Source organism: Pseudomonas sp. BF-R-26 (assembly GCF_019947395.1).
Classification (GTDB): Bacteria; Pseudomonadota; Gammaproteobacteria; order Pseudomonadales; family Pseudomonadaceae; genus Aquipseudomonas; species Aquipseudomonas farris.
Window position 1 is genome coordinate 24,413 of sequence record NZ_JAGYGK010000007.1, and the last position, 12,037, is coordinate 36,449.

Below are 12,037 nucleotides of genomic sequence, written 5' to 3' on the forward strand. Positions count from 1 at the left end.
GTAGCACTCACAAAATCTTTGGTACATCAGAGATTTTTTGGGGCTGCTTCGCAGCCCAACGGGGGCAAGCCCCCTCGCCACAGCCCGGTCCCACAAGGTTCTGCGTTTCATCGCGGCCGCAGGTCATTCTGTTCAGCACTGCTACTGGAGGCGCGTATCTTTGGCATATGATGCCGGGCCTTCGCCTTCCCTCGGTCTGGCCAGGAGTAGAGATGCAGCTCAAACACAAAATCGTCGCGCTCGGGATTCTGCCGCTGGTGTTGGCGATCGCGGTCATCTGCGCGCTGGTGATTTCCCTGAACCGGCAACTGGGTGATCAACAGGCGCAACTGATCGAAGACAGCATTCTGGCCAGCAAGCGCGCAGAACTGAAAAACTACGTCGAAATGGCGCAGAGCCTGATCGCGCCGCTGTACGACGACGGTCGGGGCGATGAGCGCGCGCAGCAACAAGTGCTGGAAGAACTGCGCAAGCTCAGCTTTGGCATCAACGGCTACTTCTTCGTCTACGACCGCGAGGGCCGCAGTCTGATGCACGCGCGCCAGTCAGAGCTGGTGGGCAAATACCTGTGGGACATGACAGACCCTCACGGTTTACCAGTGATCCAGGCGTTGCTCAAAAGTGCGCAATCAGGCGAAGGCTTTCAGCGTTATGCCTGGAACAAACCCTCTTCAGGCCAAGTGACCGACAAGCTCGCCTACGTGGTGATGCTGGATCGTTGGGGCTGGATGCTAGGCACCGGTATCTACCTTGAAGACGTCGAACGCGCCACCCAACAAGCGCGTGCCGAGGTGGCTCAGGGCATCCGTAAAACCATGGGGGCGATTGCGGCGGTGGCCCTTGTGGCGGTGCTGTTTGTGTTCGCCAGCGGCATGACGCTGAACGTCAGCGAACATCGCCTGGCCGATAAAAAACTCCAGCGCCTGACCCAACGCATCGTCAGCCTGCAGGAGGAAGAACGGTCACGGGTTTCCCGAGAGCTGCACGACGGCATCAGCCAGCTACTGGTGTCGATCAAGTTTCAGTTCGAACTGGCCAGCCATGTGCTGGAGAATGGGCAAGACAAGGGATTGGGTATTTTAAGAGACGCCACGCAGCGCCTCGGGGACGCGATTGGCGAAGTTCGCAGCCTCTCCCATGACTTGCGTTCGTCGCTGCTCGACACCCTCGGCCTGCCAGCGGCAATCGGTCAACTTGCCGCAGAATTCGAGCAACGCAGCGGTCTGGTCGTGACCTTCAACGATAACGAATTCGACTGTCATCTGGTCGATGGCGCCGCCGTCTCGTTGTTTCGCATCGTGCAAGAAGGCCTGACCAATATCGAACGCCACGCACAAGCAAAAAACGTCATCATTACCCTGCACGGTTCTGAAAAGTCCGTACGGTTGACGGTGGTCGATGACGGTATCGGTTTCAACGTCGCCCAGGTCGAACGTCGTCACGCCGGCATTGGCCTGCGCAATATCCGTGAGCGTGTCGAGCATTTTGGCGGTCGATTCGACCTGACATCGATGCCGGGAAGAAGTGAGCTGGACGTGCTGCTGCCGATGAAACTGCCCGGTACAGAACGCTGACTCAACCCATAACAATTAGAGTGAATGCCTGCGATGAACCTGCCCTACCCGATCCGCGTCGCCCTGGTCGACGATCACTCCCTGGTCCGCGACGGAATCAAATCGCTGCTGGCGGTCATGGCGCAGCTGGAAGTGGTGGGAGAAGCCGAGAATGGCGTCGATGCCATCGAGATGGTCGGGCGCTGCCAGCCGGATCTGTTGCTGGTCGACATCAGCCTGAAGGACATCAACGGCCTCGAACTGACCCGGTTGTTGCGCAGCCAGTACCCGTCGCTCAAAGTGCTGGTACTGAGCATGTACGACAACTATGAATACGTGAGTGAGTCCGTTCGCTCGGGTGCCAGCGGCTATGTGCTGAAGAACGCGCCTTCACGGGAAATCATTGCGGCGATCGAAGCCATTGTCAGTGGCGGGACGTTCTACAGTGCCGAAATCGCACAGCGGCTCATTGCCGATAAAAGTACCGACAACGAGCTGACTCCGCGCGAAAGCCAGGTGCTGTACAAGATGGCTCAGGGGCTGAACAACAAGGAAATGGCTCGCGAACTGGACATCAGTGTCCGGACGGTAGAAACCCATCGCCTGAGTATCCGTCGCAAGCTCAACATCGACAAACCCGCCGCCCTCGTAAAGTACGCGATCGATCATGGGATCATTTCGCGCTAGAGGCGATTCACACCGCGCTCGTATTAACGACACGTGCCGTGCGAACAAACAACGCGCGGACCTTGTCCCAGAAATTCCCCCCAAGTACGAAAAAGCTGCCGATCAACATGGCATCGCCCAGCGCCTGGAGCTGCCAGATATTGGGTCTCAGTCCCGGCCAAAGAGTGTCTATGTAGGGTTCGAGAAATCCCGAGATCAGCGGCAGGCAAAACATCACCAAACCAATTCTATGGCGAGCAGGGCCTACTTCCACGTCTGCCGCCGGTGCAAGCGCGGAGACGTAACCAAACATGCTGCGCTTGAGTTGCTGAAAGCCGGCTTTGCCCATAATGGCAATGGCGAGAATCAACAGAATCTTGTTACTGATAAACAAAACGCCTGTCAGTGCCGCGATCTTTGAGCCTGGCACATCCGCTGCGGCAGCGAGAGGCACCATCAGCCAGGATCCCAGCATCAAACAGATAATCGCGATGCCCAGTTTGAAGCGCCAACCAGCGGAACTGGGTGCATTGTCATCCTGAGGGTTGCTCATGGTCTTCTTAACCTTCTTTTCTGGCCGGGATTAATGGATCTTCAGAAGCGTAGCAGTTGGTCGATCTCATGATCATTCAACATGACCTTGTATTTGTCCGAGCTGTACTAACCTAAGCGAACCGGTAACCAACGCCATTTCAATACTGGGGATGTTCGGATGACGTTTTCCCAAGATCTACTATCAGTGCACCGATGCTGACGCGCTCTGGTCGGCTGCTTCTGCTGGTCGCCCTTGGCCTTGGCGGCTGTGTCCGTCTGGGGCCGGATTTTCAGGCCCCCGGCGAGGCCTGGACAAAACTCTGGAGCAGCCCTGCGCTTGAGCAGGCCAGCGAACGAAGCCTGAATCCCGACCTTCGCCAGTGGTGGCAAGTGTTCGCCGACCCGGTCCTCGACGCGCTGATCGACGAATCGGATGCGCACAATTCAGACCTGAAAATTGCCGGCCTTCGCGTCATGGAAGCCCGTGCCCGGTTGGGTATTGCGCAAAGCGGACGCTATCCGCAACTGCAACAGGCCAGCGCCGACAGCCTGTACTTCAACCGCAAGCAGTCCGGCGGCAACAACCCCCAAGACAGCCACTTCTGGCAACACAGCGCGGGCTTTGACGTCGGTTGGGAACTGGACTTCTGGGGGCGCTTCAGTCGAGCCATCGAGTCGTCCGATGCCAGTTACTTCGCGGCTCAAGCCAACTATGAAGATGTACTTGTACTGCTGCGTGCTCAGGTGGCCGATACATACTTTTCGTTGCGCACCACCGAAGCGCGTTTACGCGTCGCCCGAGAAAACGCCGAGCAGCAAAAGCGCAACTTTGAGATCACCGAAAAACTGTTCAACAGTGGCCAGAGCGCCGAACTCGACTTGCAACAAGCCAAGACCCAATACCTGGGCACCTTGAGCAGCATTCCGGATCTTGAGGCACAAGTACTGCGCACCCGCAACGCGTTGGCCGTGCTGATCGGCCGGCCACCCAGCGCCCTGCCCCAATTGCTCGAAAACGAGGGGCTGATCCCGCTGGTGGACCGAGCCGTGCTGCAAGACGTGCCGGCCAGCCTGTTGTTGCGTCGACCGGACGTGCGCGCTGCCGAGCTCAATGTCGCCGCCCAGTCGGCACTGATCGGTGTGGCGGAAACCGACTTCTACCCGTCGCTGACCTTGCTGGGCAGTATCGTCTGGACCACCGACACGTTGAGTGGCACCTCCAACAGCCTGGACCTGATCGGCGGCCCCAGTTTGCGCTGGAACCTGTTTGACCACGGCCAGATCAGCAACAACGTGCGTGTACAAGATGCGCGGTTGCAGCAGCTGATTGAGGTTTACCGCGATAAAGTCCGCCAGGCCGCACGAGAGGCCGATGATGCCGCCAGCAGCCTGATCAAATCACTGGAGCGCGAACGCATCCTGGGTGAGGCGCAGGTCGCCGCCGCGCGTTCGTTGAGCCTGGCCAACACCCAATACCGTGAAGGTTACTCGGACTTCCAGCGCGTGCTGGACGCTCAACGCGCATTGCTCGAACAGCAGGACAATTACCTGCTCAGCCGCAGCAATGCCGTGAGCAACCTGATCGCCCTGTACAAAGCCCTTGGCGGTGGGTGGTACAGCGCGCAGCCGACAGTCGATCAAAGCACTCGCCAGCAAATGGAACAACGCACCGACTGGGGCAACCTGCTGAATGAGCCGGCCCCTTCGCAAGCATCCTATCCCGTGCCAGAAGGTCAAAGCCGATGACTGAACCCTCGCCGCCCGTTACTGAGGCGCCCTCCCCCAAGGCGCCCGAGCCTGCCGCCGATCCTGCAAAAAAGGGCATCAAATGGGTGATGCTGCTGATCGTATTGAGCCTGGCCTGGTACCTGTTGGCTGACCGTTTCACCCCGTATACGCAACAGGCCCGGGTGGGCGCCTTTGTCATTCCGGTGGCATCCGAAGTGGCCGGCCGGGTAGTCAGCGTGAATGTGCGCAATAACCAAGACGTCAAGGCGGGCGATGTGCTGTTTGAGGTGTATCAGCAGCCCTATCAAATCGCCGTCGACCGCGCACGTGCCGACCTGGAGTCTACCCGCCGCCAGATCGGTGCCAGCACCGCCGGTATTGCTTCGGCTCAAGCCAATTTGCGCGCCGCCCAGGCCAATGAACTGAAGGCACGGCAGGACAATCAGCGTCTTGAAGGCTTGTACCGCGAAGACCGGGGAACCATTTCCGTGCGCCTGCTCGAAGTCTCTCGGGCCAGCCGTGAACAGGCCGTCAGTCAGGTCGCCGCAGCCCGTGCCGAAGTTCAGCGGGCACGGGAACAGGAAGGCGGCAGCGAAGAAGACAACGCGCTGTTGCGTAGCGCCGCCACGGCGTTGTCGAAAGCCGAACTGGACTTGTCCAACACGCAGATACGCGCACGGTCGGCAGGACTTGTCACCGATCTGCGCACCGATGTCGGACAGTTCGCCACTGCCGGCAGCCCGGTCATGACCCTGATTGCCATCCACGATGTGTGGATCAGCGCGGACATGACCGAAAACAACCTCGGCCTGGTCGAGGTCGACACCCCTGTTTCGATCGTTCTGGATGCCCTGCCGGGAAGGGTTTTCGAGGGCCGTGTGCGCAGTGTCGGCTACGGCGTCAGCGTGGGTCAGACCACTGCACCCGGCAGCCTCCCCAGCGTACAGAACAGTCGTGACTGGCTGCGTCCGGCCCAGCGTTTTCCGGTGATTATCGAGTTTTCGGAGGAATCGAGGAAAACGCTGTTCGACAGTCGCGCCATCCGTGCCGGTGGGCAGGCTGAAGTCATGGCGTTTCCTACCGAAGGCAATCCGCTGAACCCGCTTGGGCGTCTGTTTGTAGGGCTGATGAGCTGGCTGAGCTATGCCTATTAAGGGCGTGCCTACTCAGCGCACGCCTCGTGTTCAACGGGCGTTGCGTCTAGCCACCGGCACGGCGCTATGCCTGGCCATCAGCTTCGGCCTGGCGCTGCCGATCCCCTTTATTTCGCCAGTGCTCGCCGTGTTGCTGCTGGCCTCGCTCAATCGGCCTTTGCCGTTCAAGGCCGGGCTGGTGCTTGCGGTGGCCGCGATGCTGACCACCGGCATCGGTCTGTTGCTGATTCCCGTCCTGCGCTATTACCCCTTCTGCGGCGTGCTGCTGATCGGAGTCAGTCTGTTCCTGGCCTTTGGCTTTGGCCTGCGCGGCGGCAACACCTTGATCATGACTTTCCTGATCATTGGCCTGACCATGATTTCCTCGGCCGGCGTCGCCGAGTTCGATCTGGCGATGATGGTCATTGGCGCCTTGGTCATGGGCTTGATCCTCGCCGTCATCGTCGTGGCGTTCAGTCACTGGTTGTTTCCCGACCCGGCCAATGCCCCCTCCCCACCCGCCGCCAGCGCTCTGCCGGCGCAAGAGGTGAGCCGGGTTGCGCTGCGTGCGACCCTGATTGTTGTACCGGCGTTCCTGTTGGCACTGATCGACCCGGCCAGCTACCTGCCGATCATTTTGAAAGCGGTCAGCCTTGGTCAGCAGAGTTCGACGACAACGGCGCGCAACGCTGGTCATGAACTGCTCGGTTCGACGTTCATGGGGGGGCTGTTGGCCGTTGTGTTCTGGTGCGCGCTCAGCCTGTTTGTGCACCTGTGGATGTTCTTTCTGTGGATGCTCCTGTTCGGCTTACTGTTGGCGCGCAAGCTCTATGCCCTGAGCCCGACCCGACAAACCCCGGGGTTCTGGCTCAACAGCCTGATCACGTTGATCATCCTGCTGGGTCAATCGGTTCAGGACAGCCTCGCCGGAAAGGACGTCTATACCGCCTTCGTCGTGCGCATGGGATTGTTTATCGCCCTCACGCTCTATGCCTTGCTGATGGTTCATTTACTCGATCGGCGGCAGCGCAATCCAGGCGTCACTCAGTTCACGGAGTGATCTGATAACCCCGCCCTTGCAGGCAGCCGTGATAGTGCTGTTTCACATCGTTCTCGACCGGCTCATAAAATTCGTCATGTTGACGTCCTCGTACCTCCGCCCCCGTCGCCCCGGCAGCAGCATCCACCGCAGCAACCTCCGAGGATGGCGGGCTTGAGGTGCTCTGGCTGGCCACGACGTTGCTGCAATCGTTGATGTCCAACTGGGCTTGTTGCGAGGTCTGCCCTTTCAAGGGCACGACCGTTTCGGCTTGCACCTGCGTACAGACCATCGACATTAGGACACACAGGCTGAAAGACGATAACCGACTCATGATGATCTCCGACACGGTCCACTGTGTTTGCGGGCGAGTGTTTGGCTGGGAAGTTCCTGGAACAACGCTCGATAACTGCTGGAAAACCGTCCCAAATGCCAGAACGACCAATCCATAGCCACTTGCGCGACCGTCGTTTCCCCGGCCGTTCGGCTGAGCAATTCACGGCGTGCGCTGTTGAGCCGACGCAAACGTAACCAATGCGTGGGTGTCATCCCGGTATAGGCCTTGAACGCATGTTGCAACTGACGCAGCGAAACCCCGGCCACCTGGGACAGCTCCAGCAAATTGAGGGTTTCTTCCGGTGTATCGGCGGCCCATTCGGCGACGCGCTTCATGATCGTTCGCTCTTCCGCCCGACGCTGCAAACCTGCGCGGTCCAGGCACACACAGGCGTTATCGAGGATGTACAAACAGTCCTCCAATAGTTGCTGGGTCAACGCCTCTATGCTCGGCGGATCCAGCGTCTGCGTCAGCCGCGTCAACGTCCCGCTCAACCAGCGGCTGAACAGCGCGTTCTGGCCTGAATTGAGCGGCGACATGAACAAGCCTTCGAGCCGCGCTACGTCCAGGCCATGCCGCTGAACGAACTCCGGACCGAACACCACGGCGATTTCCTGGTAGTTCTCCGGGGTGATCCAGATGTTGCGGCTTTCACCGTTCAACACGTACAGCGAGTTGTCACTGCGATCGAAACAGAACGCCAGCGCGCCTTCGGGGGCGCTGAAATTCTGCTCGACCCGGGTGTTCATCTGTTCCTCGTAAATCTCTACGCCTTGCAAATCCAGATAGCGCACCCGCCCGGAGAAATGCCCCGGGGACATCTGCTGATAGTGCTGCACCCAACCCGGTGTGGCGCGGATCTGCTCAGCCACGTCGGCGGTGTTGAACGCTTGAACCTGTAACGAATTGCACGCTGTCATGGGATGCCTTGCGCACTCTTTTGGTGCGCTTTGTGCTGTTTAAAGTGGATAGATGGAACGGCAAGGCTCACCCAAGATAGTCGTCAACGCGCCACAGGGGAAGTGTTCGGTGGATGAAGCCGCTTTCCCCGGCGTCAATGAAACCAACAACGAGGTCTTTATGAATGTCCCTTTCGATCAGCTGCTCACGTGGCTGAAAGATCACAAGATTACCGAGGTCGAGTGTGTGGTCAGCGACTTGACCGGCATTGCTCGCGGCAAGATTGCACCCACCAACAAGTTCCTGCATGAGCGAGGCATGCGCCTGCCGGAAAGTGTGCTGTTGCAAACGGTAACCGGGGACTTTGTCGACGACGACATCTACTACGACCTGCTCGACCCGGCTGACATCGACATGGTCTGCAAACCTGTCGCCGACGCGGTTTACGTCATTCCATGGGCCATCGAGCCGACCGCCATCGTGATCCACGACACGTTCGACAAGTTCGGCAATCCCATCGAACTGTCGCCACGCAACGTGCTGAAAAAAGTCCTGAAGCTCTACACCGACAAAGGCTGGAAGCCGATTGTCGCGCCGGAAATGGAGTTCTACCTGACCCAGCGCTGCGAAGACCCGGACTTGCCGCTCAAGGCGCCACTGGGACGCTCGGGCCGTGCGGAAAGCGGTCGTCAGTCGTTTTCCATCGACGCCGCCAACGAATTCGACCCACTGTTTGAAGACGTTTATGACTGGTGTGAACTCCAGGGTCTTGATCTCGACACGCTGATCCACGAAGACGGACCGGCGCAGATGGAAATCAACTTCCGTCACGGCGACGCTCTCGATCTGGCGGACCAGATCACCGTGTTCAAACGCACCCTGCGTGAAGCGGCACTCAAGCACAACGTCACTGCGACCTTCATGGCCAAACCCATCGGTGACGAACCCGGCAGCGCCATGCATATCCATCAAAGTGTGGTGGACATCGCCACTGGCCAGCCAATTTTCGCCAATGCCGACGGGCAGATGAGCGAACTGTTCCTGCACCACATCGGCGGCTTGCAAAAGTACATTCCCAAAGTGCTGCCGATGTTCGCGCCCAACGTCAATTCGTTCCGCCGCTTCCTGCCTGACACCTCGGCACCGGTCAACGTTGAATGGGGCGAAGAAAACCGCACCGTCGGCCTGCGCGTACCGACCTCCACCCCCGACGCCATGCGCGTGGAAAACCGCTTGCCGGGTGCTGATGCCAACCCTTATCTGGCGATTGCCGCGAGCTTGTTGTGCGGTTATCTGGGGATGGTCGAGAAGGTCGAGCCGAGCGCCGCGGTGCAGGGCCGTGCCTACGAACGGCGCAATCTGCGCCTGCCGATCACCATCGAGGACGCACTGACGCGCATGGAAGAGTGCGAAACCATCGAGCGCTATCTGGGGAGCAAATTCGTGCGGGGTTACGTCGCGGTCAAACGCGCCGAACACGAAAACTTCAAGCGCGTGATCAGCTCCTGGGAGCGGGAGTTCCTGCTGCTTAGCGTCTGATTCCCTGGGGGAGCGGGCTTGTGTGGCGAGGGGGCTTGCCCCCGTTGGGGGGCGAAGCACCCCTAACAACAGTCACCACGATCTTGAATTTAGAAAGTGGTGACTGGTTTTACGACTGCTTCGCAGTCGAACGGGGGCAAGCCCCCTCGCCACACAAGCCCGCTCCCACAAAAAGCCAATAACTAAAAAGAGGTGTCGATATGCGTCTATTGAAATCCGTGGTTCCGGTCGCGCTGGCGTTACTGTTCAGCGCCACTGCACAAGCTCAATCAAGTGTGAGCGTCTACAACTGGACCGATTACATCGGTGAGACCACCCTCGCCGACTTCCAGGCAAAAACCGGGACCAAAGTGATCTACGACGTATTCGATTCCAACGAAACCCTGGAGGGCAAACTGCTCGCCGGCCGCACGGGTTATGACGTGGTGGTGCCCTCCAACCATTTCCTCGCACGCCAGGTGAAGGCCGGCGCGTTCCTCAAACTGGATCGCTCGCAGTTGCCCAACTGGAAAAATCTCGACCCGAAACTGCTGGCCTTGCTGGAAAAAAACGACCCGGGTAACGAGCATTCGGTGCCGTACCTGTGGGGCACCAACGGCATTGGCTACAACGTCGATAAGGTCAAGCAAGTGCTGGGCATCGATCGCATCGATTCCTGGGCGGTGTTTTTCGAACCGGAGAACCTGAAAAAGCTCAGCCAGTGTGGCGTGTCGATGATGGATTCGGCCGATGAAGTGTTCCCGGCGGTCCTGAACTACATGGGCATGGACCCACGCAGCGAAAACCCCGAGGATTTTAAAAAGGCCGAAGCCAAACTGATGACCATTCGGCCTTACATCACTTATTTCCATTCGTCCAAGTACGTGTCGGACCTGGCCAATGGCGACATTTGCGTCGCGTTCGGTTATTCGGGCGATGTGTTCCAGGCGGCGAACCGCGCCAAGGAAGCGAAGAACGGTGTGAACATCGCCTACTCGATCCCCAAGGAAGGCAGTAATCTGTGGTTCGACCTGCTGGCGATTCCTGCCGATGCCAGCAACCCGAAAGAGGCCCATTCGTTCGTCAACAACCTGCTGGATCCGCAGGTAATCGCCAAGGTCAGCGCCTCGGTCGGTTACGCCAATCCGAACCCGGCGGCCAAACAATACATGGACCCGGAGCTGGTCAATAATCCAGAGGTCTATCCTCCTCAGGAAGTCCTCGACAAACTCTACATCTCCACCACCCCGCCCCAGCCGATCATGCGTCTGATGACCCGCTCCTGGAGCAAAGTGAAGTCCAACCAATGAATCAGTACGACAACGAACACGCTCACTCCTATTACGCGGCATCGGCGAAGGGCATGACACCCTACCCCACGCTGGACTCGGATCTTGAGGCCGATGTCTGCGTGGTGGGTGGCGGCTTTACCGGGGTCAACACCGCGATTGAACTGGCGCAGCGCGGGCTTTCGGTGATTCTGCTGGAAGGCCGACGGATCGGCTGGGGCGCCAGCGGGCGTAATGGCGGGCAGTTGATTCGCGGCATCGGCCATGACGTTGAAGGTTTCGCCCGTTATGTCGGCCAGGAAGGTGTGCGCTATTTGGAGCGTGCAGGCATCGAGTCAGTGGAGCTGGTGGGCAACCGCATCCGCGAGCATGGGATTGATTGCGACCTGCGTTGGGGCTTCTGCGAGCTGGCCAATACACCGGCGCAGTTCGAGGCCTTCAAGGCGGAACTGCAAAGCCTCGCCGAACTGGGTTACAGCCATGAAACCCGACTTGTCGGCCCCGAGCAGATCCGCCAGCAAGTGGTGGGCTCCGATGTGTATGCCGGCGGCCTGATCGACATGGGGTCGGGTCATTTGCATCCGCTGAATCTGGTGCTTGGCGAAGCGCGCGTTGCCGAATCCCTCGGGGTACGAATATTCGAACAAAGCCCGGTGCTGGAGTTGATCCATGGCCGCACTGTGCAGATTCGCTGCGCGGGCGGCACGGTGCGCGCCGGCAGTCTGGTGCTGGCCTGCAACGCGCACCTGGAAGAACTCGAACCACACCTGAGTGGCAAGGTTTTACCCGCAGGCAGTTACATCATCGCTACCGAACCTTTGGCACCTGAGGTTGCCGCGCAATTGATCCCGCAGAACCTGGCGCTGTGCGACCAGAAAGTCGGCCTCGATTACTACCGGCTTTCGGCGGATCGACGCTTGTTGTTTGGCGGTGCCTGCCATTACTCCGGGCGCGATCCGGCTGATATTGGTGCTTATATGGGGCCAAAAATGCTCAAGGTCTTCCCGCAGCTGGCGGATGTGCGCATCGACTATCAATGGGGCGGCATGATCGGCATCACCGCCAACCGCTTCCCTCAGGCCGGGCGCTTGAGTCAGTACCCGAACGTGTTCTACGCTCAGGGTTATTCCGGTCATGGGCTGAACGTGACCCATTGGTGCGCACGGTTGCTGGCTGAAGCGATTCATGCCGGGCACAGCAAGGGGCTGGACGTTTTCAGCGCTGTGCCGCACATGACCTTCCCCGGCGGACGAGTCCTGCGCTCGCCGCTGCTGGCCCTCGGCATGTTCTGGTATCGCCTGCGCGAATTGCTCGGCTGATCACTCTTGCAGCTGCCGCAA

General features: G+C 59.2%; 11 protein-coding genes. 8 read left to right on the top strand and 3 right to left on the bottom strand.

The window, feature by feature from the left end; genetic code table 11:
• Positions 1-212 precede the first annotated feature (212 nt).
• Together KGB18_RS11550 and KGB18_RS11555 are read left to right on the top strand one after the other, a co-directional pair.
• Positions 213-1,574: a cache domain-containing protein gene (locus KGB18_RS11550; protein ID WP_123361166.1), complete on the top strand. Its 1,362-nt coding sequence runs from the start codon at positions 213-215 to the stop codon at positions 1,572-1,574.
• Positions 1,575-1,607: 33 nt separating this feature from the next.
• The gene (locus tag KGB18_RS11555) at positions 1,608-2,240 is read left to right on the top strand and encodes a response regulator (RefSeq protein WP_008015035.1); all 633 of its coding nucleotides are present in this window, start codon (positions 1,608-1,610) and stop codon (positions 2,238-2,240) included.
• Between the two features lie 7 nt (positions 2,241-2,247).
• On the opposite strand, the gene KGB18_RS11560 is transcribed toward KGB18_RS11555, so the two are convergent.
• Complete coding sequence (locus KGB18_RS11560; RefSeq protein ID WP_223569930.1) at positions 2,248-2,772, bottom strand: transporter suffix domain-containing protein; 525 nt, start codon at positions 2,770-2,772, stop codon at positions 2,248-2,250.
• 194 nt (positions 2,773-2,966) lie between these two features.
• On the opposite strand from KGB18_RS11560, the gene KGB18_RS11565 reads away from it, so the two are divergent.
• From KGB18_RS11565 to KGB18_RS11575, 3 genes are read left to right on the top strand one after another with little or no spacing between them, the layout of a single operon-like run.
• Positions 2,967-4,499, top strand: a complete 1,533-nt coding sequence (locus KGB18_RS11565; protein WP_123722705.1) for an efflux transporter outer membrane subunit — start codon at positions 2,967-2,969, stop codon at positions 4,497-4,499.
• Complete coding sequence (locus KGB18_RS11570; RefSeq protein ID WP_123722704.1) at positions 4,496-5,635, top strand: HlyD family secretion protein; 1,140 nt, start codon at positions 4,496-4,498, stop codon at positions 5,633-5,635. Before KGB18_RS11565 ends, KGB18_RS11570 begins: the two co-directional genes overlap by 4 nt.
• A complete protein-coding gene (locus tag KGB18_RS11575; RefSeq protein ID WP_223569931.1) occupies positions 5,625-6,674 on the top strand; it encodes a DUF2955 domain-containing protein in 1,050 nt (349 codons plus the stop codon). The genes KGB18_RS11570 and KGB18_RS11575 overlap by 11 nt, the downstream gene beginning before the upstream one ends.
• Here KGB18_RS11575 and KGB18_RS11580 read toward each other — a convergent pair.
• The gene (locus KGB18_RS11580) at positions 6,664-6,987 is read right to left on the bottom strand and encodes a hypothetical protein (protein ID WP_123722702.1); all 324 of its coding nucleotides are present in this window, start codon (positions 6,985-6,987) and stop codon (positions 6,664-6,666) included. The genes KGB18_RS11575 and KGB18_RS11580 overlap by 11 nt on opposite strands.
• Positions 6,984-7,910 (bottom strand): helix-turn-helix domain-containing protein, encoded by a 927-nt coding sequence (locus KGB18_RS11585; protein ID WP_223569932.1) that lies wholly within the window; start codon positions 7,908-7,910, stop codon positions 6,984-6,986. Before KGB18_RS11585 ends, KGB18_RS11580 begins: the two co-directional genes overlap by 4 nt.
• A 160-nt stretch (positions 7,911-8,070) precedes the next feature.
• On the opposite strand from KGB18_RS11585, the gene KGB18_RS11590 reads away from it, so the two are divergent.
• The 3 genes from KGB18_RS11590 to KGB18_RS11600 all read left to right on the top strand — a co-directional run bounded on the left by KGB18_RS11590 (position 8,071) and on the right by KGB18_RS11600 (position 12,016).
• Positions 8,071-9,429 carry a glutamine synthetase family protein gene (locus tag KGB18_RS11590; protein ID WP_123722913.1) on the top strand — a complete coding sequence of 453 codons (1,359 nt, stop codon included), beginning with the start codon at positions 8,071-8,073 and terminating at the stop codon, positions 9,427-9,429.
• Positions 9,430-9,629: 200 nt separating this feature from the next.
• Positions 9,630-10,718, top strand: a complete 1,089-nt coding sequence (locus KGB18_RS11595; RefSeq protein WP_223569933.1) for a polyamine ABC transporter substrate-binding protein — start codon at positions 9,630-9,632, stop codon at positions 10,716-10,718.
• Positions 10,715-12,016, top strand: a complete 1,302-nt coding sequence (locus KGB18_RS11600; protein ID WP_223569934.1) for an NAD(P)/FAD-dependent oxidoreductase — start codon at positions 10,715-10,717, stop codon at positions 12,014-12,016. The genes KGB18_RS11595 and KGB18_RS11600 overlap by 4 nt, the downstream gene beginning before the upstream one ends.
• The last annotated feature ends 21 nt before the right edge of the window (positions 12,017-12,037 follow it).

Excerpts from the sequence above, each read along its gene's own strand:
- KGB18_RS11550 (WP_123361166.1), top strand. The coding sequence starts at position 213 with ATGCAGCTCAAACACAAAATCGTCGCGCTCGGGATTCTGCCGCTGGTG.
- KGB18_RS11555 (WP_008015035.1), top strand. The coding sequence starts at position 1,608 with ATGAACCTGCCCTACCCGATCCGCGTCGCCCTGGTCGACGATCACTCC.
- KGB18_RS11560 (WP_223569930.1), bottom strand. The coding sequence starts at position 2,772 with ATGAGCAACCCTCAGGATGACAATGCACCCAGTTCCGCTGGTTGGCGC.
- KGB18_RS11565 (WP_123722705.1), top strand. The coding sequence starts at position 2,967 with ATGCTGACGCGCTCTGGTCGGCTGCTTCTGCTGGTCGCCCTTGGCCTT.
- KGB18_RS11570 (WP_123722704.1), top strand. The coding sequence starts at position 4,496 with ATGACTGAACCCTCGCCGCCCGTTACTGAGGCGCCCTCCCCCAAGGCG.
- KGB18_RS11575 (WP_223569931.1), top strand. The coding sequence starts at position 5,625 with ATGCCTATTAAGGGCGTGCCTACTCAGCGCACGCCTCGTGTTCAACGG.
- KGB18_RS11580 (WP_123722702.1), bottom strand. The coding sequence starts at position 6,987 with ATGAGTCGGTTATCGTCTTTCAGCCTGTGTGTCCTAATGTCGATGGTC.
- KGB18_RS11585 (WP_223569932.1), bottom strand. The coding sequence starts at position 7,910 with ATGACAGCGTGCAATTCGTTACAGGTTCAAGCGTTCAACACCGCCGAC.
- KGB18_RS11590 (WP_123722913.1), top strand. The coding sequence starts at position 8,071 with ATGAATGTCCCTTTCGATCAGCTGCTCACGTGGCTGAAAGATCACAAG.
- KGB18_RS11595 (WP_223569933.1), top strand. The coding sequence starts at position 9,630 with ATGCGTCTATTGAAATCCGTGGTTCCGGTCGCGCTGGCGTTACTGTTC.
- KGB18_RS11600 (WP_223569934.1), top strand. The coding sequence starts at position 10,715 with ATGAATCAGTACGACAACGAACACGCTCACTCCTATTACGCGGCATCG.